Here is a 22,884-nt window from a genome sequence, read left to right on the forward strand (position 1 = left end):
TTGTTCCATGGTGGTACTCAAATTAGACAGACTCTTACCATTACTTATCCGCAGCTGCCGCATATTCAAACCGGCCGTGGCGCAGGAAGTGAGCGGTTTGCCGGGCGACGGTGGGGTCGGTGAGCATGGCGGAGTGGTTGACGGGTAGGACGAGGTAGTCGTGGCAGTTGGCGGGACGGGTTTCGGAGAGGAGGACGGTGCCATCACTTTCGCCTTGCAAGCCGATGATTTGACCGACGCCTAGGTGATGGTTGCCGGCGATGCAGCCGAGTTCGAGCTGGGGCGGCCAGGGCGGGAGATTGCCGTCTAGACCGTTCTGGTAGGCACCGCCGATAAGTGCGGGGGCGTAGTGGTGCAGCCGGTTTGCGGTTTCGCTGCCGAGATGCGGGGTGGCGAGGGTAACGCTGCGGCCGCGTACCAGTTCGGGGTAGTCGGCGGCGAAACGGCGCAACACGAGGCCGCCGAGGCTGTGGCAGATGAAGTGCAGCGGTTCTTGGTGTTGTTGGTAGTGGCGGCGGACGGCTTCGGCGAGGCGGCGGCTATGCTGGGGCAGGGTTTGGGCGATGCTGTAGTAGCCGAAGCAGCGGCTGTGGATATTATGGCGGCGCAGTTGCCAGGCGAGCGGGAGCATCACCCAGGCGTGCATATGGATGCCGTGCAGCAGGAGGGCGCGCAGCGGGGTTTGTGGCTGGCTCATGGTGTTAGCGGCTGCCGTCGGCAAGTAGCCATTTCTGGGCTTCGGCGGCATCGTTGAAATATTTGGGATGCTGGCGGGTGAGTAGGCTGGAAATATGGGCGGAGAGGCGTATCCAGAGGTCGTTGGTGACGATGGCGATGCGGCCGAAGTCGTTGTCGTGGTTGTTGAGGAAGCGCAGTTGTTCGGTAGCCATGTCGATGGTGTAGTCGCGCAACAGGGATAGGTCGAGGAGGAGGTCGGGGCGGTGTACGCGTTGGAGGCACTCGAGGATGGCGGCTTCGATGGTTTTGAAGTCTTCAAGGGTGAATTCGTTGTAGAGGGCAACGTTGAGGCCGTAGTTTTGTTGGCGGATGGAAATCATGGCAGAACTCCTGTTGAGATGGGTTTCCCGCGAGGGGGTGGGAGTGATACCGGCACGCTGTGGGCGTTTGCTGATTATAGTGAAATTGCCGGCAAACTGCTATGGCATGGGTTTGTATTGCCGCAATGAATGCGCTGTATGCGGGCGGCAAAAAGGCTATCTGAAAGTTCACTCGGTTTGCTTTCAGGTAGCCTTTTATAGCAAGCCAACTTAATTTTCGCTGCAGCGTTGGTTCGCCTTGCCGTACTTCTGTACTGTCTTCGGCTCACCGCCTTGTATCGGAAAGTCAATTTGGCTTGCTATAGATTAAGCCGATGGTTATTTGATGTCGCTGCGGCTGGACAATACTTGGTCGATGAGGCCGTAGGCTTGGGCTTCTTCGGCCGACATGAAGTTGTCGCGGTCGGTGTCGCGTTCGAGTTCGTCCAGCGTGCGGCCGCAATGTTCGGCCAAGAGCTGGTTGAGTTTGGCTTTCAGTTTGAGCAGCTCTTTGGCGTGGATTTCGATATCGGAAGCCTGGCCGCCCAAGCCGCCGCTGATCAGGGGCTGGTGAATCATCACGCGGCTGTTGGGTAGGGCGAAGCGTTTGCCTTTGGTGCCGGCGGAAAGCAGGAACGCGCCCATGCTGGCGGCTTGGCCGAGGCACAGGGTAGACACATCGGGCTTGATGAAGTTCATGGTGTCGTAGATCGACATGCCGGCAGAAACTGAACCGCCGGGGCTGTTGATGTAGAGGAAAATATCTTTATCGGGGTTTTCGCTTTCCAAAAACAGCAGCTGCGCCACCACCAGGTTGGCAGTTTGGTCGTTTACCGGGCCCACCAGGAAGATAATCCGCTCTTTCAAGAGGCGGGAGTAAATATCGAAGGCGCGCTCGCCCCGGCCGCTCTGTTCGATAACGGTTGGTACCAGATAGTTGTTTTCGATTGTGGGATTCATGGGTTTCCTCGCGTTTATAAGGGATAATTTGGGCAAAAAGCACCTCGGCGGATACGGCCTTGGTGCTTTGTTTGCAACGAGTTTCAGGTAGCCTGAATTACTGCTGGCCCATCACTTCGTCGAAGCTCAGTTTTTTCTCGTTTACCTTGGCCTGACCCAACACATAATCTACAACATTGGCTTCTACGGCCATAGAAATCGGGCCTTCCAAGCGGCTGCGGTCAGCGAAGTACCAATCCATTACTTCTTGCGGGTCTTCGTAGCTTTCGGAGAAGGTTTGTACCACGGCTTTAACTTGGTCGTCGGTCGGCTGCAGATTGTGCTTGCCTACCAAGTCGGCCAAAATCAGGCCCAGTGCCACGCGGCGTTCGGCCTGCTCGGTAAACAGGCTGTCGGCCAAATCTACATCTTCCGGCTTCATGCCTTGGTTCACCAGGTTTTGGCGGGCATTTGCAACCATACGGGCAGTTTCTTCGCGCACCAAGGTTTTCGGCAGTTCGATAGGGGTAACGTCCAGCAGGGCTTTCATTACGTTGTCTTTGGTTTGCGCTTCTATGCGGCGGGTTACTTCGCGTTCGATGTTTTTCTTCACTTCTTCGCGCATTTTGGGCACGTCGCCGTCTTGGATGCCCAAAGCTTTGGCGAATTGTTCGTCCACTTCCGGCAGCACGGCTTCGGCTACGTTGCGCAGGGTGATGGCGAATACGGCGGTTTTGCCGGCCACTTCTTTGCCATGGTAGTCGGCAGGGAAGCTTACGCTCACGTCTTTGGTTTCGCCTTCTTTCATGCCTTGGATGCCGGCTTCAAATTCAGGCAGCATCTGGCCTTGGCCGAGAATGAAGGGGTAGTTTTGTGCGGAGCCGCCTTCGAAGGGGATACCGTCGATGGTGCCGGCAAAGTCGATGATTACGCGGTCGCCGTCTTTGGCTTCGCGTTCCACGCGGTTGAAGCGGGTACGCTGACGGCGCAGGATGTCGATGGTTTTTTCCACTTCCGCTTCGCCCACTTCGCATACCACTTTTTCGATTTCCTGGTCGGCCAAGCTGCCCACGGTGATTTCGGGGAACACTTCGAAACGGGCGTTTACTTTGAATACTTTTTCGTCGTCTTGCGCTTCAACGGCATCAAAAGCGAGCAGGCCGGCGAGACGGATGTCTTCGGAATCCACGATTTCGCCGAATTTGTGACGCAGGCTGTCGTTTAAAACCTTGTCGCGGATGCCCGCGCCATACATGGATTCAATCATGCGCAGCGGGGCTTTGCCGGGGCGGAAGCCGTCTACACGGGCACGTTTTTGAGTGGCCTGCAGGCGTTTTTGTACGGCTGCTTCGATGTCTGCCCAGGGCAGTTCCAGTTGCAGGCTGCGTTCGAGACCTTCCAGTTTTTCAATAGTTACGCTCATTCGTAAGACCTTGTTTTGGTGTTAATCAAGCCGATAGGCGGATGCCTGCTCGGAAAAGTTTGCACTTGGCCGGCATATTTTTCTGTACTGGCCGTAAACGAAAGGCGCAAGTGTACCATAACTTGATGGCACAGGCAGTGTTTGGCTGAGGAATTATGTGGCAAAACGGGTTTCAGGTAGCCTCTTTAAGTATGGGTATGAGGCTGGCCGCAAATGAGTGGGTGCCAAGAGGAAGGTTGCCTGAAAATGTGTGCAGCAGATTTTGCTTTATCAGGTGGCCTATTCTGTATCCCATCAACTCGCCGAACCTGTCTCACTCTCCGCGCGCAACATGGCGGCAGCGTCGTCGAATTCGCGGATGAAGTTACCTTCGCCGAGCAGGGCGACGATGCCGCTGCGCTCCAGGCTGGCGCGTACTTGCTCATTGGCGCCGGTAACGATGACGCGAATACCGCGTTTTTGCAGGCCGCCGATAACGCGCTCCAGCGTGAGGATGCCGGTGATGTCGATATAGGGCACCCAGCGCAGCCGCAGCACAACTGTGCGCGGCTGGGTGTTGATGTCGGCCAGCGTGGTTTCGAATTTTTCCATCGCGCCGAAGAAGAAGGGGCCGTTCACGATAAACATCAGCACGTTGTCCGGCAGGGCGGCGGCATCGCGGCTGTGTTCTTCCTTGCGCACCTCCACCGCTTTGGCCATTTGGCCGATAAAGTGCAGGGTGGACACAATCACGCCGATGTTCACCGCCACCACCAAATCCACCAAGATGGTGAGGAAAAAAGTTATGAAAAACAACACGACGGCGGCACGCGGGGCGCGGCGCAGGATGCGGATGCAGCGTTTGGGCTCGCTCATGTTCCAGGCTACCTGAAACAGGATGGCGGCCAGTGCGGCCAATGGAATATCGGCAGCCAGCGGCGCGGCCGCCAGCAGGATCAGTGCCAGCGTGAGGGCGTGCACCATACCGGCCAGCGGGCTGTTACCGCCCTGGCGGATGTTGGTGGCGGTGCGGGCGATGGCGCCGGTGGCGGCGAACCCGCCGAAAAACGGCGTGATGATGTTGGCCAGCCCCTGCCCCACCAGCTCCTGATTGGCGCTGTGGCGCGTGCCGGCCATGCCGTCGGCCACCACGGCGGAGAGCAGCGATTCGATCGCGCCGAGCATGGCAACGGTGAAGGCGGGCAGGATGAGCTGGGCGGTTTGCGCGGCGGAAAAGGCGGGCAGGGAAAAATGCGGCAGCGCGCGCGGAATCGCGCCGTAGGCCGAGCCGACCGTGGCGACGCCCTCGAAGCAGAACAGGCTTTGCAGCACGGTGGCGCACAGCAGCACCCACATCGGCGAAGGCAGGCGGCGCAGCAGCGGCACTTTGGGCATCAACAGCAGCAGCGCGAGCGAAAACAGCCCCAGTGAGGCGGTGGCCGGATGCAGGTTCGGCAGGCTGTGCAGCAGCGACCACAGCTGCTGGTGGAAATGCTCGCCGCCAGCTTTGGGCAGGCCGAAAAACGCCGCCCACTGCCCCACGAAAATCACCACGCCGATGCCGGCGGTAAAACCCATAATCACCGGCATGGCGATGAAGCGTATCATGCCGCCGAAGCGGAACAAGCCCATAAACAACAATATGATGCCAGCAAGGAGAGTGGCGATTTGCAGGCCGTCGAAGCCGAATTTGGCGGTGATGCCAGAGAGGATGGCGATAAATGCGCCGGTGGGACCGGCAATCTGCACGCGCGAGCCGCTGGTCACGGCCACAATCACGCCGGCCACGATGGCGGTGTAAATTCCTTGTTCGGGTTTCACGCCGGTGGCGATGGCGAAGGCCATGGAAAGCGGCAGTGCCACCACGCCCACGATAATGCCAGCCACAATATTGTTCGCCCAATGGGCGCGGCCGAGCAAACCGGCGCGGCGGGCTTCTGTCCAAGCAATCATGTTTGATTCCGTGTGATTCTGTAAAAAAATGTGAATTGTACGCTGGTGGGGTGGGAATGACAAAGGCTGCCTGATAATTCAGGTAGCCTTTGTTTGAACCGGATCGAATGGTAAAGGCGATGCTGAAGTTATTAAATAGATAGGGTGTTTGCGTAGGCAACGGGTTGCCTGAGTGATGTGCCGATACGAAAAGGCTACCTGAAACTTAGCTGCGCAGAAATTCACGTGGTTTGTTTTAGCAGCGTTGAAGGCAGCGCTTTCAGGTAGCCTTTATCTTGCTATGCAGCCTAGGCTTTCAGCTAGCTTGCTCGCCCTGCCGCAGGGCGGCGATGCGTTCGCGGGCGTTGGGGTGGCTGTCGTACCAGCGGGCATACCAGCGGTCGTTCACCAGGCTGGCGGCGTTGTTGCGGTAGAGTTTGATTAGTGCGGAAATCAGGTCTTCGGCATGGGTGTGCGCGGCGGCGAAGTGGTCGGCTTCAAATTCGTTGCGGCGCGAGGAAAGGCTGCCCAGCGGGGCGAAGGGGAAGGAGAGCACGGGCAGCACCAGCATCATCAACAGCAGCGCCATGGCGTGGCTGGGGTAGGCCACGCCCAAGCCGTGATACACGGCGGCGAAGTGGATGATTTGCCCGAGCGCAAACAGCACCAAAATCGCGAGCAGGAAGCGCACGGCGATTTGCTTCATGATGTGGCGATGTTTGAAATGCCCCAATTCGTGCGCCAACACGGCTTCCACTTCTTGCGGTTGCATACCTTTGAGCAGGGTGTCGAAAAACACAATGCGTTTGTTTTGGCCGAGGCCGGTGAAATAGGCGTTGGCGTGGCCGCTGCGTTTGCTACCATCCATCACGAAAATGCCGTTGCTGGCGAAGCCGGTGCGCGTGAGCAGATTGGTGATGCGCTGTTGCAAGTCTTCATCGGCCAGCGGTTCGAAGCGGTTGAACAGCGGGGCAATCCATTTGGGAAACGCCCACAGCATCAGCAGCGAGAAACCGAGCCACAACAGCCACACCCGCAGCCACCACGCATTTCCGGCCGCGCCCATCAGATAAATCACGGCATACAGAAGCGGAATGCCGATGGCCGCGCCCAGCAGCAGGCCTTTGATTTGGTCGGCAAAGAAAGTGCCCAAGGTCATGTTGTTGAAGCCGAATGCGGCTTCCAGCCGGAAGCTGCGGTAGAGCGCGAAGGGCAATGACAACAGGCTGCTAACCAGCGAAAACAGCACCACCAATAGCACGCCTTGGTTCAGCAGCGAGGTGGCAAGGCGGTTGGCCGTCTCTGCCAGCAGATTCAGCCCGCCGCCGAGAGTAAACATCAGCAGCAGCAAGGTTTCATACAAAATATGCCAACGCGAAAACCGCTGTTTGGCCAGCGTGTAGTCGGCGGTTTTTTGGTGCTCTTCCAACGAGACTACGTCTTTAAAATCGCGCGGCACGCGGCCTCGGTGCAGCAGCACGGCACGGCTCTGGCGCAAAGAGAGCAGTAGTTGCAGCAGAGTGGAAAAGGCGGTGAAACCGAGAAAGAGGTAAAACACGGTGGCGGACATGAGCTGCTCCGAATGGAAAACGGGCGGCAGTATAGTGGGATTTCTGATGAAGAGCTATGGCACTCGCTTGATTTGCCGTAATGGATGCATAGTGCATGGCTGGCTGATTTATATTTGAAAAGAATGATTTGTTTTGTTTGGATTCAAATGCTTGGCAAAGCAGTGGAAATTTGTGCGATGGAAGCAGGCAAAAAAGCGGCACATATTGAATATGTGCCAAATCTACAAAGGAGAAATAGAGGAGAAACTTGTTAAGCGGTCTCCTTGACCACCCAACAAGATGTATTATAGGGCGGCCTAAAAAGGAAGGCAAGGCTAATACTATGATTTAACCTGCTTTTTCTAGATTGTAAGTAAGTGTGAATGTAGAATGCTAGCAGCATGAAACTAAAACAGAAATTAAATATACTGATTTATTCGAAATTCAGATTGTATATGGATTTAGGACGGATGTCGGTATTTTATGGCTGCTATATGCAAAATGCTGTGTGCAAATAATACACTAATTTTTCAGGTAGCCTGTTTGGATAGAAAGCTACCTGAAAAATATGAGTGTGGTTTAGAAAGCATCCCAATCGTTCAGCATCACGCCCAGGCCGATGCTGTTGTGTTTGTGGTTGTAATCGAGCAGGCTTTCGCCGTAGCCGTGGAAGGCCTGCACATAGCCTTTGAGTCGGCCGGCGATGGGGAAGGTGTAGTTCAGCTGCAGGCTGCCTTTGCTGCTGGCAGGATTGTAGCGGGCGAGGGCACCGAGGGTTTGGCGGTCGTTGAAGCGGTAGTACATCTGCAAATCGCCGTAGCCCATGTAGCGGTTGATGTTGGAGTTGTCGTCATCGTCGCTTTTTTCGGGAATGCGCCACCACAGGCGCGGCACCACGGTGAGGTTGCCCCATTCCATGCCGGCCATGGCGTAGATGCGGTTCCAAGAGCGGGAAAGTGGGTCGCTTTGGCCGTTGGATTGGTGTGCGGCACCAATGCCGAGCATACGCAGGCCGCCGCCGCCAGGCAGAGCGGCTTTCACGGGCTGGGTAAGGAAGATTTCGGGCTCGTAGTCGGTGTTGCGGAAGGGGGAGGACATGGAGCCTTTATATACTTGCCAGTGGGAAACTTGAGTGTAGCCGAACCAGAGGTCGGCGTTGGTGCCGAATAGGTCTTGTAATAGCTTGGTTTTGAAGGAAATCTGCATTTTGGCTTCAACGTGGTTTTGGCGCTGCTGCTCGGGAATGGCGGAAGTGTGTTCGGGGGAGGAGGGGTTGCGGTTGGGCGAGCTGTTGTACCAGCCGGGCAGCAGGTAGAGCGGGCGGTGGGCACGCACGCTGAGGATGCCGGATTCGTGGTTGACGTCTAAATCGTAGGCGAGGCTGAGCGGGCTGAAGGCCTGCGGCTGGGTGGGGGCGGCAGGGGCTTCGGTGAGCACCACCTTGGGTGTGCTCTCGGCCTGGCTTTGCTCGATGCTTTGTTTGATGTCGATGGCGGCTTTGGTGTCGGCGGGAGCAGACAAGGGCTGGGTGGGCGGAAGTTGTGCACCCATGCTGTGGTCGTAGCAAGCAAGGCGGGCGGAGGGGTCGCCGATTTGGGTACAGGCCAAGGCGCCGGCGGGGGCTTGGGTTTGGGCGGCGCTGTGGGCAGAAACGAAAAGGACGGTGGCGATGAGGGGGAGGCGGGATGTTTGCATGATGGTTGGGGTGTGAAACGTCATCTTTGGAGTAAGGCTACCTGAAAACCTGCTTCAGATTTCGCCCATGCGGTAAAACAAATCGGCCAGTGCGGCCAGGCGCAGGGTGTCGCAGCCCCAGCGTTCGGATTGGATGTGGCGCATCCACAAAATGGGGCGCATACTGCGGCGCAAGGTGCGAATTATAGCGGGATTTTGCTTTTGCAGGCAGGTTTTGTAATGTTCAGCGGCTTGGTCGAGTAGGCCGCTGCGCAGGAGGATGTCGGCGGTGGATTGCAGGTAGCACAGCCAGTCGCGGCTTTGGCACAGCGGCAGGCTGAGTACGGTAGCGGGGTTGTCTTCGAAGTCGATGAAGCCGATGCCGCCGGCTTCGGTCAGCACCATATTGCGGGCGAAAGCTTGGCTGAGAAATTGGTTTTGCCGGTGTACGGCTTCGATGGCATGCAGGCCTTGCAGCCAGCCTTCGAGGCTGCCGACTTTGGTTTGCTTTTCGATGGCGATGAGCAGGGTTTGCTCGCCCACATGGCTCATCAATAGGGCATTCTCCTGCACGGCCAATAGTTTGGGCGCGGTGATGCCGGCTTCGGCCAGCTCGCGCAGGCGGCCGGCTTCGATGGCAATGCCGGCATGGCCGCCGGGATTGGGCACCGGGGTGAATACGCTCAAACGGCACACTTTGGCCAGGCCGTTGAGCAGGCTGTAACGCCAGGCGGCTTGACGCAGGGCGGCTTTGCGCAGCCACACGGTTTCGCCGTTGTCTAAACGGTGGCGGGCGATGGTTTCGGTTTGGGCGGCAGCAAGGGCGGCCAGCTGGGCGGCGTAGTTCATGGCAGTGCGGGAAAAAGAAAGCAGCATTATATAGCGAAACAGTTTTGCCCGCCTTGCTGTGAGGCTACTCCATTTTTAAGTAACCTGCCGCACATTCACACTACCAGGCGAGAAGGCGAAGTCAGCGATATGGTATGGATACAGGGTAAAGTAGGCACTTTGGTGACGCTGGTGCCCATCTACGCCTTGGGCAGCTTCCAAGGGCGGTTGCCCTTTCCAAGCCCTCCGTGCCGATGCTTACCGTTTCTGAAGATGCCGACAACTTGCAAAAATGCTTCGAGCTCGGTGCGTACGGCTATATTTTGAAAAACACCGATACCGATTTCCTGGTGGCCGCTATCCGCCAGGTCGTGGCCGGGCAGCAAACCGTGTCGCCCGAGCTTCCCGCCCGACCATTCCGCCATCATCGATTCCCGCACCCAGAGCGAGCACGATGTGTTGCACTGCGCAGCTGGTGGTATCAGCAACAAAATGATTGTCTGGCGGATGTTTTTATCCGAAAACACGGTGAAGGCGTATATGCAGATTATCTTCCGCAAACTAAACATCGACAACTGCGTATGTGCTGCCGTGTATGCCCGAGAATTGGGCTTGGATAAGTGAAGAGGAATAATGAGATTGGCGGTTTCAGGTAGCCTTTGGATGAGGCTACCTGAAAACTGAAAGACAGAAGGCTGGCGGCTGTTGCTGTTTCAAATAGCGGGATTGCCGGTGTCGGATTTCAGCATCCGGCCTACAGCGAGCTGCAATCAGTAAAGGCTACCTGAAAACGAGCTACGCAAGTTTCTGTGAAGCTAAATTTTCAGGTAGCCTTTTCAGCCTTTCTTATGTCCGCCGCACACTTTACAGGTGGGATTGGGGGGGTGGAGAAGTGCTGCCATTGGCCGCTGAGTGCGTTGTATCAGCACAAAACGCCGTTTTCGGCAGGCAGGCCGAGCAGGATTTTCAGGGTTTCGGCAGCTTGGGTGGTGCCGATGATGCCCACTAGTGGGGAGAACACGCCGAATAGGGTGTAGGTAGTGGTGGCCGGCAATGTTGCGGTTGCCTGCGGCTAGGGTTTGATAAATGTCTTGTGTGGCGGAATCCACTATATCGGCCCCCCATTTGGCTGATGCTTTTCAGATTAACGGGCTTGTCTTTGGCGAAAATCGGGCTGCTGATGAGCAGGCAGAAGATGAAGATGCTGTGTTTCATGTTTGTTTTCTGGTGTAGTGTTACAGAAAAAAACAGCCTGATGTGGCTTACATTTCAGGCTGTTTTCGCTCGGGCGCGGGGATTAGCGATGCTGCTTTTGATAATCCTTGTTCCACGCTTGAACGGCGGTATTGGCATCGCGCGCGGCGGAGTGCAAGGTGTTGCAGGCAGATAAAGTGTCCAGCAAAACGGCGCATAAAACGATTCTTTTCATATGGATTTTTCCTTTTAATTGATTGATATGTGTGATTGATGATTAAGCTTGTTTGGCGGCTTGCATATTTTGGATAAACCGGTCAAACAGATACCCCACATCTTGCGGGCCGGGGCTGGCTTCGGGGTGGCCTTGGAAGCAGAACACGGGTTTGTCGGTCAGCTCGATGCCTTGCAAGGTGTTGTCGAACAAGGATTTGTGGGTAATCCTTGCGTTGGCGGGCAGGGTGTCGGCATCGACGGCGAAGCCGTGGTTTTGGCTGGTGATGACGACTTTGCCGCTGTCCAAGTCTTGCACGGGGTGGTTCGCGCCGTGGTGGCTGAAGTGCATTTTCAGGGTTTTCGCGCCGATGGCGAGGCTGATGAGCTGGTGTCCCAGGCAGATACCGAAGATGGGTTTGCCGCTTGCCATCAGTTTTTGCACGGCTTCGATGGCGTAGGTACAAGGTTCGGGGTCGCCGGGGCCGTTGGACAGGAACACGCCGTCTGGGTTGAGCGCCAACACGTCTTCCGCGCTGGTTTGGGCGGGGACGACGGTCAGGCGGCAGCCGCGTGCGGCAAGCATACGCAAGATGTTGGTTTTTACGCCGAAATCATAGGCGACAACGTGGAACGGTTGTTCGGCAGGGGTAACGAAACCTTTGCCCAGCGCCCATTCGCCTTCGGTCCATTCGTAGGCTTCTTTGCAGGAAACTTCTTTCGCCAAATCTTTGCCGACCATGCTGCCGAACGCGGCGATGAGTTCTCGAGCTTTTTCAACCGTTGCGTCCGCGCCGGTCAGAATCGCGCCGCCTTGTGCACCTTTTTCGCGCAGCAGCGTGGTCAGGCGGCGGGTGTCGATGTCGGCGATGGCGACGGTTTTGTTACGCACGAGATAGTCGTGCAGGCTTTCGGAGGCGCGGAAGTTGCTGTGCAGCAGCGGCAGGTCGCGGATAATCAAGCCTGCGGCATAAACGCTGCGGCTTTCTTCGTCTTCGGTGTTGGTGCCGGTATTGCCGATGTGGGGATAGGTGAGGGTTACGATTTGTTTGCAGTAGGACGGGTCGGTCAGGATTTCCTGATAGCCGGTCATGGAGGTGTTGAACACGACTTCGCCGGAAGCTGAACCTTTGTAACCGATTGATGTGCCTTGAAATACGCTGCCGTCAGCGAGAACGAGAAGGGCGGGAGTGGTCATGATTGGTGTCCGGACGCGGGGGATAAAGAACACGTTTCGCGGCTTTCTAAGCGGGGCAAAACGTGCTTCGGAGAAGGCGGCAGTGCCTGCTGGAAGCGAGTTATTCTAATGGACAACGGGAGGGCTGGGCAAGTTTGGGCGGGGAGTTTTCAGGTAACCTGAGCGCTTGTACGGTGGAGGAGTTATATTTGGCTGTTGCCATACCGAAGGCTACCTGAAATTTGTGGAAGGCAGACAAAACAATATAGCTTTTAGGCTACCTGAAGAAGCGGTTTCCATATTTTCGGGTAGCTTTTTCGTATCGCAGCAAAAGGTCACCTGAAACCGCACACTTTATTTCGGCTGGCGGCTGATGCGGATTTGTTCGATGCGCTGGCCGGCTTTGGCGGCCACGGTGAAACGCCAGCCGTGGTAGTCGAGGGTGTCGCCTACCTCAGGCAGGGTTTTCAGCTCTTCGATCATCAGGCCGGCCACGGTGTGGTAGTCGGCATCTTCTTCGGGCGAGGGCAGGCCGAGCTGCGGGGCGAGCTCGGCATATTCGTGGCTGCCGTCCACCAGCAGGCTGTCGTTATTTTCAGAGCTGTTTTCGCCAGACTGGGCATTCTGCTCTTTGCGCTCGTAGGCTTCGGGGAATTCGCCGGCAATGGCGGAAAGCAAGTCTTTGGTGGTAACCATGCCCTGCACGGCGCCGAATTCGTCCACCACGAGGGCGTAGTCGGCACCGCTTTGGCGGAACTGCTCGATGGCGGAAAGGGTGTTGGTGCTGTCGGGCAGGATGAGCGGCTGGCACAAAGCAGCCTGGATATCTGGCTCTTCGCCGCTGAGCAGCTGGTTGAGCAGGTCTTTTTTGTTGATGTAGCCCAAAGGCTCGTCGGCACCGGCCTTGCCCACCACCAAGAGGCGGGAATACGGGGAGTTTTGCAGCTGGGCGTATTGCTGCTCGCGGCTTTGGGAAATATCGAGGCGTTCGATGTCGCGGCGGGGCACCATGATGCCGGGCAAGGGGCGCTCGGCCAGGGTGAGCACGCTGCGGATCATGGATTTTTCGTTTTCTTCAAAGTGGCCGGCATCGTGGTTTTCTTCGCCGGCTTTGGCCAGCATGGTTTCGCGGATGCCCATCATGCCGAGCACGTTTTCGGCGGTACGGCGGCGCCAAGAGCGGCTGCCGTAGGCGTTTTTGTCGGTATTGCGCTGGGAGATTTGGTTGAACACTTCAATCAGTACGGAGAAGCCGATGGCGGCATACAGATAGCCTTTGGGGATGACTACGTGGAAGGCTTCGGCAATCAGGCTGAAGCCGATCATCAAGAGGAAGCCGAGGCACAGCATCACCACGGTGGGATGGCGGTTGACAAATTCGGTGAGCGGTTTGCTTGCCCAAATCATCATGGCCATCGCCACAATCACGGCGGCCATGGCGATTGGGATGTGCTGCACCACGGCCACGGCAGTAACCACGGCATCGATAGAAAACACGGCATCGAGCACGAGAATCTGCAACACCACGCCCCAAAACGGCGCATGTTGTTTGCGATGGTCGGTGTCGGAAACGGCGTAGTGGTTGGCGCCTTCCAGCCGTTCGTGCAGCTCGGTGGTAGCTTTATAAAGCAGGAACAGGCCGCCCACAAACATGATGATGTCTTTGCCGGCCACTTCCAGCCGCCCCAAGGCAAACAGCGGGGTGGTGAGCTGCATGATGCGGCCCATAAAAGCGAGCATTAGAAGCCTGATGAGCACAGCCAAAGTCAGGCCGGTGATGCGGGCGTGGTCGCGCTGGGCGGGGCGCACTTTGCTGGCCAAAATGGCCACGAACACCAGGTTGTCGATGCCGAGCACGACTTCGAGAATAATCAGCGTGGCGAAGCCCAGCCAGGTTACCGGGTCGGCCAGCCAGGAGAAATCCATAAGTAGAATCCTTAAAATTAAAACGGCAATGAGCTTTTTTCAGAACCCCATCTTTGGCGCATTTCTTCGCAGTACGCCTCCCGAATGTTGGAAAATATTCAAATTTGAATTGAGATCAAATATGGGGTTTTGCAAGGGTTTCATAATAGGGAAAAACTAAAGGCTACCTGAAAATGCCGTGGGCAGTTTTCAGGTAGCCTTTAAATACGACGCACCGCGTACAAACTTATCTACCGAGGCAGGCTCGGGCTCTGAGGAGGCAGGGGAAGCAGGGTGCATATCGGTACGGGAGTAGTAAAGAGATGGCAAGTTTAGCAGATTGCGACAGCTTGCTGAAGCAATTATTCCTTTGGTTAAACTCAAACAGTATGGCGGCTACACTACTGGCCGTTGGCGGTAGAACAGCAACCCCGGCAGCGCCAGCCCGAAGGCCAGTGCGCCGATAACGAAGCCTGATTTTACAAAATAATCCACCGCCTGCTCTAAAAGCTGTCCGGAAAAGCCCTTGTGATTTATCTGCACCAGCGCAATCATAGCCTTATACACATACACGCCCGGAATCATCGGAATGATGGCGGCCACAGTAAACACTTTCGGGTGTGCCCGATAGCGTTGCGACAAATATACGCCGATAAAGCCCACCAGCGAAGCCGCACACAGCGTGGCCAAGCCCTGCGACAGACCAAACTGCATCATGAGCGTGCGCGAGCCATGCCCCAGCGCACCCAAATAAGCACAGTATTTCAACGCATTGCGCGGTACATTGAACAAAATCGCAAAGCCCACGGCGGGGATAGCGGCGAAGAACATATCGTCTAGCAAATTCAGCAGCATGGTTTAATCCCAAGCAGAAACATTCAACAGGCTCAAGGCCAACACAATGCCCAAACAGGTGCTGAACGTGAGCAGCATGGCCACTGCCCAGCGGCTCATGCCCATATTCACATGGCCTTTGAGCATATCGGCCAGCGAATTAATCAGCGGCATCCCAGGCACTAGCAGCAGGACGCTGGCCGCCGTGGCGATTTCCGGGTGCTCGCCCCAACCGAACTTCAGTGCCGTGCCCGACACCATTGAAGCCACAAAAGCAGTAACCGCGAACACCACTGCCGGGTTGTAGTGCCGTGCCGACAACCTTTGGCGTACCCACATGCCGCAGGCCGAAGCAATAAACGTGATGAAGCAAATCAGCGGATCGCCACCCGAGAGGTGGGCAAAGCTCGCGCAGGAGAGCCCCATCATAAACACCACAAAATAGCGGTTGTATTTTTCCGGCTTCACCGCATCCAGCTGTTCACGTACTTCCTGCACGCTATATAGACCGTCTTCCGCATCCAGCACAATGTGCTGCACCGCTGTGATCACCGACATATTGATGCCTTTGTCGAAATTCTTGCGCGTGGTGGTGATGCATTGATTGCAACGGCGCGTGGTGATCACAATAGCATTGGGTGTGAGCGCACACTCCACACTGTCCATGCCCAGCGCACGGCCAAGGCGCACGGCGATTTGGTCAATAAGCGTGCTTTCCGCACCGTATTGCAACAGCAACAGTGCGGCATGGACGCACAGGCGGGTGATTTCCTGCTGCTGTTCGTAATCAGTGGAAACGGAGGGAAGGGAGGCGGGAACGGGAGTCGTCATTAAATATACCGGCTGGGAAAAACAGAAGGAAGACGCGTGCAGAAAACGGCTGGGAATGCTGTGGGTTAAAGAGCCGTTTGGTTGGATGTATGATGGGAACGAATTATACCGCAAGCCCCGTACAGCAGCCAATTGTGCAGTGTGAATGCGGGTGTTTACGGGCAAAAAGGCTACCTGAAAACGTGAACTTCAGTGAGGTTAAAACGGTTTCAGGCAGCCCTTATATGGTGTGGGTGCTGATATACGCCCGTGGCATTGCTTTTCCCCACGGGAGAAGGATACAGATGATAGGCTGCTTGAAAACGGGATATCAACATGGTAAACAACCCATCATTTTCAGATTACAATACCGCTTCAAACCCCATATCGGCATCCAGCAAGAATCATGTTTCCACGAGTTCTTTCCGTCTCCGCCGCCCGAGGGCTGCGTGCGCACCTGCGCGGCGGCGGCTTGGTGGCTTATCCCACGGAATCCAGCTACGGATTGGGCTGCCTGCCCACGCATCGCCGCGCCTTGCGCCGGCTGATGCAGCTGAAAAAACGGCCGCAGCACAAGGGGTTGATTGTTATCGGCAGTAATTTGGTGCAGCTCGAGCCATTGCTGCAAAGGCTACCTGAAAACCAGCGCCGGCTGGCACAAAGCACTTGGCCGGCGGCGGTAACGTTTTTATTTGCGGTATCAGGGAGTGTACCGGCGTTGTTACGCGGGCGCGGGCGGGAAAAACTGGCGGTGCGCGTGCCGGCGCATGATGGGGCACGGCGTTTGTGCGCGCTGCTGGGCGCACCGCTGGTGTCCACTTCGTGCAACCGCAGCGGGCGGCGGGCTTTACGGCATCAGCGCGAGGTGCAGCGCTGTTTTGGGCGGGATGTGTATGTGGTAAACGGCCGCTGCGGTGGGGCGAAGCGGCCGAGCCGGATTGTGGATGCGCAGAGCGGGACGTGTTTGCGTTAGAGGCTACCTGAAAGCTGTTTTCAAGTAGCCTCTAACATACTATGCCGCGAGGTATGTGGCAGATCGGCGTTGCTGCGGGAATATTTGAATTTTCGTCCCTTTCAAATTTTCAGGTAGCCTGTATCATTCATGTCCAGTTCACCTTTGCGCCTCATACCTGCGCCCGCAGACGGATGGCAAGATCGATAGATTAACCATACTTGGCTTCTAAGCCTATGGGTGTTAAAAGCTACCTGAAACTTGCAGGAGCAGGGTTTATATCCGCCTGCTGCAATGGCTGAGCTTGCTCGAAGCAGTTTTTTAATTTGGCTGAAACGCGCCCGCTGTTAGCAAAGTTTCAGGTAGCCTTCATCTATCTTTGCCAATCCGGCGGCGGTTTGTTATAAGGTAATCTGATTAAAACGAATAAACAATGAGGTAGCTATGCGCTTGGGCGGGTTGTGCTGTTGGGTGGCGGGTGTGCTGCTGGCTTTTCTGTTGCCGGCAGCACATTTTATTGCCATTGCCTCTGCCTTGGCGCTGTTGCTCGCTCTGATCGGCTGCTTCCGGCGCGTTCGTGGGGCGTGGTGGCTGCTGTGCGGGCTGCTTTACGGTGTGTGGCGGGTGCAGCTGGCGCTATCGCAGCAGTGGCCGGCGGAGCCGGAGTTTCAAAGGGTACGGCTGGATTTTCAGGTAGCCTCGGTGGCGGAGGCATCGGCGCAGTCGGTGCGGTTTGAGGCTTGGGCGCAAACGGAAGTGGGGGAGCGGTTTCGGCTGCTGGTGTCGGACCGGTATTTGCGCGAATGGCGGCCGGGCAGCCGCTGGCGGATGACAGTGCGGGTGCGGCCTACGGTGGGCGAGCGCAATGAAAACGGTTTCGACCGCGAGGCTTGGGCGTTGAGCCGGTATATCGACGGCATGGCTTCGGCTGCCCGCGAGCGGGTGGAACTGCCGTCGGACACGGGCTGGCAATCGCGTTGGCAAAACTGGCGCTACGAGCGGCAGCAGGCTTGGCAACAGGCGGCGGAAAGCTACCCGAACGGGGCGGCGCTGATGCGGGCTTTGGGCGGTGGCGGATACGGCGGGCTGGCGGATGAGCATTGGCGGGCGTTTCGCGTGTTGGGCATCAATCATTTGATTAGCGTGTCGGGGCTGCACATCGGCATGGTAGCGCTGGCGGCAGCGTATCTGGCGAGGCTTTTGCTGCTGCGCCTGCCGCTGGCCGAGCCGCGACGCTGGTATTTGGCGGCGGGTTTGGCAGCAGCTTTGTTTTATTCGGCATTGGCCGGCTTCGGCGTGCCGATTCAGCGCAGTTTGCTGATGCTGGCGGTGTTTGCCTGGCAATGGTATCGGCGCGGCAGCCCTGCGCCGTGGCGGGCTTGGTGGCAGGCTTTGGCCGTGGTACTGCTGTTCGACCCGCTCTCGGCTTTGGGCGTGGGCTTTTGGTTTTCCTTCGGCGCGGTGGCGGCGCTGATTTGGGCGGCACAAGGGCGGCTGGAGTCCATGCCGGATGACGATGTGGCGGAAGACGGCTGGCTGAACGCGGCCAAGCATTCCGGCAAATGGCGCACCGCGCTACGCGCCCAATATGCGGCCACGCTGTTGGGGTTTTGGCAGGCCGGGCAGGTGTTCGGCATTGTGCCGCTGGCCGCGCCTTTCGCCAATGCGCTGCTGATTCCGTGGTTTTCCTGGGTGTTGGTGCCGCTGGCTTTGCTGGCGGTGCTGCTGCCGTTTGAAGGCTACCTGAAAACGGCGGCGGCCATCGGCGAGTACATCATGAGCGCGGTGGTGTGGGCGGGCAGTTGGGTGCCCACCGGCGCGCTGGCGCATTTGCCGCCGCTGTTTTGGCTGGCCGTGTTGGCTGCGCTGGCGGTGTGGCTGTTGCCGCGCGGCTTGGGTTTGCGGTCTTGGGCGGCGCTGGTGTTGGCGGCATCCTGCCTCTATCGCATGCCCGCGCCGGAGTACGGCACGGCGGCGGTGCGGATTATCGACGTGGGGCAGGGGCTTGCCTTGCAGGTGCGCACGCAAAACCATTGGCTGCTGTTCGACACCGGCACGGCAGGGGCGGCGCAGACACAGCTGGTGCCCAACCTGCTGGCGCAGGGGCTGCCGCCGCCCGATGTGCTGGTGCTCTCGCATCACGATGCCGACCACGACGGCGGCTTCTCCGCTGTTCAGGCAGCCTTTGCACCGCGCAAATTGTATGCCGGCCAGCCGGAAGCCTATGCCGGCGTAGCCGAATGGTGTGCCGGCGGTACCACGTGGGAATGGGACGGCGTGCACTTCGAATTCCTCACCCCGCCGCGAAACCCCGAAGCTGACGACAACGAACAAAGCTGTGTGTTGCGCGTGTTGGCCAACGGGCAGGCCGTGCTGGCGGGCGGCGATTTGGGTATTGCGGGCGAGCGCTGGCTGGTGGGCACATACGGCGATTCGCTGCACAGTCAATTATTGGTGCTGGGGCACCATGGCAGCCGCTCCTCATCCGATTCGGCCTATCTGAACGCGGTGGCGCCCGAAGCGGCGGTGGCGGCCAACGGCTTCGCCAACCCCTACGGCCACCCCGCCGCCATCGTGCGCCACCGCCTCTCCGCCCACCGCATCCGGCTCTACACCACCGCCCGCAGCGGGCAGCTGGATTTCGTGCTGGGGCAGGGCGGGGAAATGCGGCCGCAGCGCTTGGGCAGGAGGTTTTGGCAGCGCAAGCCGTTTGAGGGGTGAAGGTTTCAGGTAGCCTGTTGGTGGATTGAGAGGCTACCTGAAAATCTTTCCGCCACTTAATCACTCGTCCGCGTTCACCACCCGTTTGCGGTACAATGTGCGCCCTTCCTGTTTTCAATCAGGCTACCTGAAAGCGCGTAGCCCAACTCCTCCCGCAAGCCCGAAATATGACCGCCCCTGTTTACATCCCCCTGCGCCAACACACTGAATTTTCCATCACCGACGGCACCTTGCGCATCAAAGAGCTGGTGAAGAAGGCCGCCGCTTTCGGCCTGCCTGCGCTGGGCATCAGCGATTTGATGAACACGTTCGGCCTGGTGAAATTCTACAAAGCCTGCCGTAGCGCGGGCATCAAGCCGGTGGTGGGGGCGGATGTGTGGGTGGCGAGTCCGGACAATCCGGAGCAGCCCTTCCGCGCCATGCTCTTGGTGCGCAACGAAGCGGGCTACCGCCGCCTGTGCGAGCTGCTCACCCGCGCTTATGTCGGCACGGATCGCAACGTTGCCCATGCCGAGCTGGAGCCGCAATGGCTGGCTGAGGGCGATAATGAGGGGTTGATTTGTCTTTCTGGCGCGCATTTGGGCGAAGTGGGCCGCCAGCTGATGAACGGCCATGACAACGCCGCCCGCGCCGCCGCGCAGAAATACGCGCAATGGTTTCCCGATGCTTTTTATTTGGAACTGCAAAGGCTACCTGAAAAACCGGAATGGGAAACTTCGGTTTCAGGTAGCCTCAAATTGGCGGCGGAATTGGGCTTGCCCGTGGTGGCCACCCATCCGGCGCAGTTTTTAAACCCCGACGATTTCAAGGCACACGATGCGCGGGTGTGTATTGCCGGCGGCTGGGTGCTGGCGGACAAACGCCGCCCGCGCGATTTTGTGGCCGGCCAGTATTTTGCTTCGCCGGAAGAGGTGGCCGCGCGCTTTGCCGATTTGCCCGAAGCATTGCAGAACACGGTGGAAATCGCCAAGCGCTGCAACCTCACGCTCACGCTGGGCAAAAACTTCCTGCCGCAGTTTCCCACGCCCGACGGCATGAGCTTGGACGACTACCTCGCCCAACTGGCCAACCAAGGCCTGCGCGAACGGCTGGCCGCGCTCTATCCGGATGAGGCGGAACGCGAACAAAAGCTGCCGGAATACCAAGCGCGGCTGGATTTCGAGCTGGGCACCATCGTGCAGATGGGCTTTCCGGGCTACTTCCTGATTGTGGCCGACTTCATCAACTGGGCGAAAAACAACGGCTGCCCGGTGGGGCCGGGGCGCGGTTCGGGCGCAGGCTCGATGGTGGCGTATTCCTTAAAAATTACCGATTTAGACCCGCTGCGCTATGCGCTGCTGTTTGAGCGTTTCCTCAATCCCGAGCGCGTGTCGATGCCCGATTTCGATATTGACTTTTGCCAAAACAACCGTGGCCGCGTGATTGAATATGTGCGCCAAAAATATGGCTTCGAGGCAGTGAGCCAGATTGTTACCTTTGGCACAATGTCTTCCAAAGCCGTAATCCGTGATGTGGGGCGCGTGCTGGAGCTGCCGTTCGGCGTGTGCGACCGGCTTTCCAAGCTGATTCCGATGGAAGCCAACAAGCCGCTGAGCCTGGAGAAGGCGATGGAGGCCGAGCCGGAAATCGCCAAGGTGCTGGAAGAGGAAGAGGCCGAAGAGCTAATGGAGCTGGCCAGAAAGCTGGAAGACCTCACGCGCGGGCTGGGCATGCATGCCGGTGGCGTGTTGATTGCGCCAGGCAAGATTTCCGATTTCTGCCCGGTGTATCAGGCCGATGAATCCGCCTCGCCCGTTTCCATGTATGACAAGGGCGACGTGGAAGATATTGGGCTGGTGAAGTTTGACTTCCTTGGCCTGCGCAATCTTACCATCATTAAAATGGCGCAGGAATTTATTGCGCAAACCACCGGCAAGCACATCGATGTGAACCACATTGACCTCACCGACCAGCAGGCCTATGAAGTGTTCCGCAAGGCCAACACCACGGCGGTGTTCCAGTTTGAATCCACCGGTATGAAAAAGATGCTGGCGCAGGCCAATACCACTAAGCTGGAAGAAATTATCGCCTTCGTGTCGCTCTACCGTCCCGGCCCGATGGATTTGATTCCGGACTTCATCGCCCGCATGAAGGGCGTACGCTTCGAATACATGCACCCGCTGCTCGAGCCCGTGTTGCAGCCCACCTACGGCATCATGGTGTATCAGGAGCAGGTGATGCAGGCCGCGCAGGTGATCGGCGGCTATTCGCTCGGCGGTGCGGACTTATTGCGCCGTGCCATGGGCAAGAAAAAGCCCGAAGAAATGGTGAAACACCGCGAAATCTTCGCCGAAGGTGCGGCTAAACAGGGCATTGCCCGCGAAAAAGCCGATGAAATCTTCGACTACATGGAAAAATTCGCCGGCTACGGCTTCAACAAATCCCACGCCGCCGCCTACGCCTTGGTGGCCTACCAAACCGCCTGGCTCAAAGCCCACTATCCGGCCGAATTCATGGCCGCCACCATGTCGAGCGAATTGGACAACACCGACCAGCTCAAGCTGTTCTACGACGATGCCCGCGACAACGGCATCCGCTTCCTGCCGCCCGATGTCAACCATTCCGGCTACCACTTCCAGCCCGATGCCCAACGCCGTATCCGCTACGCCCTGGGCGCGATTAAAGGCACCGGCGAAGCCGCGGTGGAAGCCATTGTGGCCGCACGCAAAGAAGGCGGCGCATTCAAGAGCCTGTTCGACTTCTGCGAGCGCGTGAGCCGCCAGCACATCAACCGCCGCACCATCGAAGCCCTGGTGCGCGGCGGTGCATTCGACAGCATCGAGCCCAACCGTGCCCGCCTGCTTGCCAACATCGACCTGGCCATGAGCAACGCCGAGCAGCAGGAAGAGAATGCTAACCAAGGCGGCCTGTTCGATATGGTGGAAGACGCGATTGCCCCCTTAGAAATGATCGATGTGCCCGCCTGGGGCGAAGCCGAGCTTCTGGCCGAAGAAAAACAGGCCATCGGCTTCTATTTTTCCGGTCACCCCTTCGGCCCGGCCGAAAAAGAAGTACGCCAATTCGCCCCCACCCGACTCTCCCAGCTCAAGCCCAACGACAACGTGCGCGTGGCCGGCTTCGCCACTGTCATCCGCAGCATGGTGGGCAAGCGCGGCAAAATCGCCTTCATCACGCTGGAAGACACCGGCGGCAAAGCCGAAGTGATGATTAGCGGCGAAACACTCGAGCAGCTCAGCCGCGACACCCTGCGCGCCGACCAAGTGTTGATTGCCGAATGCCGCATCAGCCGCGACGACTATGGCGGCGAAGACGGCTTGCGCATCATCGCCAACCGTGTTTACACCCTGCAGGAAGCCCGAAGCCACTACGCCCGCGCCCTCACCCTGCACCTCGCCCCCCACGACAACATCCCCCGCCTGGCCGAACTGTTGCAACGCGGCGGCGAAGGCAAACGCGTTCCCCTGCGCCTGCACTACGCCAACGGCCAAGCCAGCGGCGAGCTCATCCCCGACAGCCGATGGCAGCCCTGCCTCAACACCGAACTCTTGGAAGAACTGGTGTCGCTCTTAGGCGAGCGGCAGGTAGGGGTAAATTGGTAGGGGCTACCTGAAAAGCATTGTGCTAACAGCAGTGGATTCGGCATTGATACCTGGCATGATGAGAAGCAGGCTACCTGAGAAGTTTCTGCAGCAGGACAGGAAGGTTTTCAGGTAGCC

18 protein-coding genes and 1 pseudogene are annotated in these 22,884 nt (G+C 57.8%); 4 read left to right on the plus strand and 15 right to left on the minus strand.

All coding sequences use genetic code 11. The features are described 5' to 3' along the window. Positions 1 to 40: 40 nt before the first annotated feature. From A7P97_RS07435 to A7P97_RS09775, 9 genes are all read right to left on the minus strand, one after another. Positions 41 to 697 (minus strand): acetyltransferase, encoded by a 657-nt coding sequence (locus A7P97_RS07435; RefSeq protein WP_067529741.1) that lies wholly within the window; start codon positions 695 to 697, stop codon positions 41 to 43. Positions 698 to 701: 4 nt separating this feature from the next. Next, positions 702 to 1,058, minus strand: a complete 357-nt coding sequence (locus tag A7P97_RS07440) for an STAS/SEC14 domain-containing protein (RefSeq protein WP_067529742.1) — start codon at positions 1,056 to 1,058, stop codon at positions 702 to 704. Between the two features lie 318 nt (positions 1,059 to 1,376). Then, entirely contained in the window at positions 1,377 to 1,997 is a 621-nt protein-coding gene (gene clpP / locus A7P97_RS07445) for an ATP-dependent Clp endopeptidase proteolytic subunit ClpP (protein ID WP_067529743.1), read from the minus strand. A gap of 97 nt (positions 1,998 to 2,094) precedes the next feature. Continuing rightward, a complete protein-coding gene (gene tig / locus A7P97_RS07450; protein WP_067529744.1) occupies positions 2,095 to 3,399 on the minus strand; it encodes a trigger factor in 1,305 nt (434 codons plus the stop codon). A gap of 294 nt (positions 3,400 to 3,693) precedes the next feature. Next, on the minus strand, positions 3,694 to 5,331 hold the full coding sequence (locus A7P97_RS07455) for a SulP family inorganic anion transporter (RefSeq protein ID WP_067529745.1): 1,638 nt from the start codon (positions 5,329 to 5,331) through the stop codon (positions 3,694 to 3,696). Positions 5,332 to 5,626: 295 nt separating this feature from the next. Further along, entirely contained in the window at positions 5,627 to 6,880 is a 1,254-nt protein-coding gene (locus A7P97_RS07460) for a M48 family metallopeptidase (RefSeq protein ID WP_067529746.1), read from the minus strand. Between the two features lie 559 nt (positions 6,881 to 7,439). After that, on the minus strand, positions 7,440 to 8,555 hold the full coding sequence (locus tag A7P97_RS07465) for a phospholipase A (RefSeq protein WP_067529833.1): 1,116 nt from the start codon (positions 8,553 to 8,555) through the stop codon (positions 7,440 to 7,442). 54 nt (positions 8,556 to 8,609) lie between these two features. Next, positions 8,610 to 9,383 carry a hypothetical protein gene (locus A7P97_RS07470; protein WP_067524358.1) on the minus strand — a complete coding sequence of 258 codons (774 nt, stop codon included), beginning with the start codon at positions 9,381 to 9,383 and terminating at the stop codon, positions 8,610 to 8,612. A gap of 179 nt (positions 9,384 to 9,562) precedes the next feature. Then, positions 9,563 to 9,790, minus strand: coding sequence for a hypothetical protein (locus tag A7P97_RS09775; RefSeq protein WP_125080089.1), 228 nt, complete (start codon positions 9,788 to 9,790; stop codon positions 9,563 to 9,565). A 28-nt stretch (positions 9,791 to 9,818) separates the two neighbouring features. Here A7P97_RS09775 and A7P97_RS10455 point away from each other — a divergent pair, with 28 nt between their 5' ends. Beyond that, entirely contained in the window at positions 9,819 to 9,986 is a 168-nt protein-coding gene (locus tag A7P97_RS10455) for a helix-turn-helix transcriptional regulator (RefSeq protein ID WP_185737508.1), read from the plus strand. A gap of 212 nt (positions 9,987 to 10,198) precedes the next feature. Here A7P97_RS10455 and A7P97_RS09785 read toward each other — a convergent pair. The 6 genes and pseudogenes from A7P97_RS09785 to A7P97_RS07495 all read right to left on the minus strand — a co-directional run. Then, positions 10,199 to 10,392: pseudogene (locus tag A7P97_RS09785) on the minus strand (molybdopterin-synthase adenylyltransferase MoeB); the annotation flags it as partial. Between the two features lie 267 nt (positions 10,393 to 10,659). Beyond that, positions 10,660 to 10,791, minus strand: a complete 132-nt coding sequence (locus A7P97_RS10895; RefSeq protein WP_255361629.1) for a hypothetical protein — start codon at positions 10,789 to 10,791, stop codon at positions 10,660 to 10,662. A gap of 42 nt (positions 10,792 to 10,833) precedes the next feature. Continuing rightward, positions 10,834 to 11,967, minus strand: a complete 1,134-nt coding sequence (gene carA / locus A7P97_RS07480) for a glutamine-hydrolyzing carbamoyl-phosphate synthase small subunit (RefSeq protein WP_067529748.1) — start codon at positions 11,965 to 11,967, stop codon at positions 10,834 to 10,836. Positions 11,968 to 12,300: 333 nt separating this feature from the next. Continuing rightward, positions 12,301 to 13,872, minus strand: coding sequence for a TerC family protein (locus A7P97_RS07485; protein ID WP_067596343.1), 1,572 nt, complete (start codon positions 13,870 to 13,872; stop codon positions 12,301 to 12,303). Positions 13,873 to 14,247: 375 nt separating this feature from the next. Then, a complete protein-coding gene (locus A7P97_RS07490) occupies positions 14,248 to 14,706 on the minus strand; it encodes a threonine/serine exporter family protein (protein ID WP_067529750.1) in 459 nt (152 codons plus the stop codon). A 3-nt stretch (positions 14,707 to 14,709) separates the two neighbouring features. Continuing rightward, the gene (locus A7P97_RS07495; RefSeq protein ID WP_067529751.1) at positions 14,710 to 15,516 is read right to left on the minus strand and encodes a threonine/serine exporter family protein; all 807 of its coding nucleotides are present in this window, start codon (positions 15,514 to 15,516) and stop codon (positions 14,710 to 14,712) included. A gap of 385 nt (positions 15,517 to 15,901) precedes the next feature. Here A7P97_RS07495 and A7P97_RS09790 point away from each other — a divergent pair, with 385 nt between their 5' ends. From A7P97_RS09790 to dnaE, 3 genes are all read left to right on the plus strand, one after another. Further along, entirely contained in the window at positions 15,902 to 16,468 is a 567-nt protein-coding gene (locus A7P97_RS09790) for an L-threonylcarbamoyladenylate synthase (protein ID WP_082886525.1), read from the plus strand. Positions 16,469 to 16,945: 477 nt separating this feature from the next. Beyond that, on the plus strand, positions 16,946 to 19,168 hold the full coding sequence (locus tag A7P97_RS07505) for a DNA internalization-related competence protein ComEC/Rec2 (RefSeq protein ID WP_231865682.1): 2,223 nt from the start codon (positions 16,946 to 16,948) through the stop codon (positions 19,166 to 19,168). A 167-nt stretch (positions 19,169 to 19,335) separates the two neighbouring features. Beyond that, the gene (dnaE, locus tag A7P97_RS07510; protein WP_067529754.1) at positions 19,336 to 22,767 is read left to right on the plus strand and encodes a DNA polymerase III subunit alpha; all 3,432 of its coding nucleotides are present in this window, start codon (positions 19,336 to 19,338) and stop codon (positions 22,765 to 22,767) included. Positions 22,768 to 22,884 lie beyond the last annotated feature (117 nt).

The sequence above is a fragment of the Eikenella sp. NML070372 genome (assembly GCF_001648415.1).
GTDB classification, from domain to species: Bacteria; Pseudomonadota; Gammaproteobacteria; order Burkholderiales; family Neisseriaceae; genus Eikenella; species Eikenella exigua.

Excerpts from the sequence above, each read along its gene's own strand:
- A7P97_RS07435 (WP_067529741.1), bottom strand. The coding sequence starts at position 697 with ATGAGCCAGCCACAAACCCCGCTGCGCGCCCTCCTGCTGCACGGCATC.
- A7P97_RS07440 (WP_067529742.1), bottom strand. The coding sequence starts at position 1,058 with ATGATTTCCATCCGCCAACAAAACTACGGCCTCAACGTTGCCCTCTAC.
- clpP (WP_067529743.1), bottom strand. The coding sequence starts at position 1,997 with ATGAATCCCACAATCGAAAACAACTATCTGGTACCAACCGTTATCGAA.
- tig (WP_067529744.1), bottom strand. The coding sequence starts at position 3,399 with ATGAGCGTAACTATTGAAAAACTGGAAGGTCTCGAACGCAGCCTGCAA.
- A7P97_RS07455 (WP_067529745.1), bottom strand. The coding sequence starts at position 5,331 with ATGATTGCTTGGACAGAAGCCCGCCGCGCCGGTTTGCTCGGCCGCGCC.
- A7P97_RS07460 (WP_067529746.1), bottom strand. The coding sequence starts at position 6,880 with ATGTCCGCCACCGTGTTTTACCTCTTTCTCGGTTTCACCGCCTTTTCC.
- A7P97_RS07465 (WP_067529833.1), bottom strand. The coding sequence starts at position 8,555 with ATGCAAACATCCCGCCTCCCCCTCATCGCCACCGTCCTTTTCGTTTCT.
- A7P97_RS07470 (WP_067524358.1), bottom strand. The coding sequence starts at position 9,383 with ATGAACTACGCCGCCCAGCTGGCCGCCCTTGCTGCCGCCCAAACCGAA.
- A7P97_RS09775 (WP_125080089.1), bottom strand. The coding sequence starts at position 9,790 with ATGATGGCGGAATGGTCGGGCGGGAAGCTCGGGCGACACGGTTTGCTG.
- A7P97_RS10895 (WP_255361629.1), bottom strand. The coding sequence starts at position 10,791 with ATGAAAAGAATCGTTTTATGCGCCGTTTTGCTGGACACTTTATCTGCC.
- carA (WP_067529748.1), bottom strand. The coding sequence starts at position 11,967 with ATGACCACTCCCGCCCTTCTCGTTCTCGCTGACGGCAGCGTATTTCAA.
- A7P97_RS07485 (WP_067596343.1), bottom strand. The coding sequence starts at position 13,872 with ATGGATTTCTCCTGGCTGGCCGACCCGGTAACCTGGCTGGGCTTCGCC.
- A7P97_RS07490 (WP_067529750.1), bottom strand. The coding sequence starts at position 14,706 with ATGCTGCTGAATTTGCTAGACGATATGTTCTTCGCCGCTATCCCCGCC.
- A7P97_RS07495 (WP_067529751.1), bottom strand. The coding sequence starts at position 15,516 with ATGACGACTCCCGTTCCCGCCTCCCTTCCCTCCGTTTCCACTGATTAC.
- A7P97_RS09790 (WP_082886525.1), top strand. The coding sequence starts at position 15,902 with ATGTTTCCACGAGTTCTTTCCGTCTCCGCCGCCCGAGGGCTGCGTGCG.
- dnaE (WP_067529754.1), top strand. The coding sequence starts at position 19,336 with ATGACCGCCCCTGTTTACATCCCCCTGCGCCAACACACTGAATTTTCC.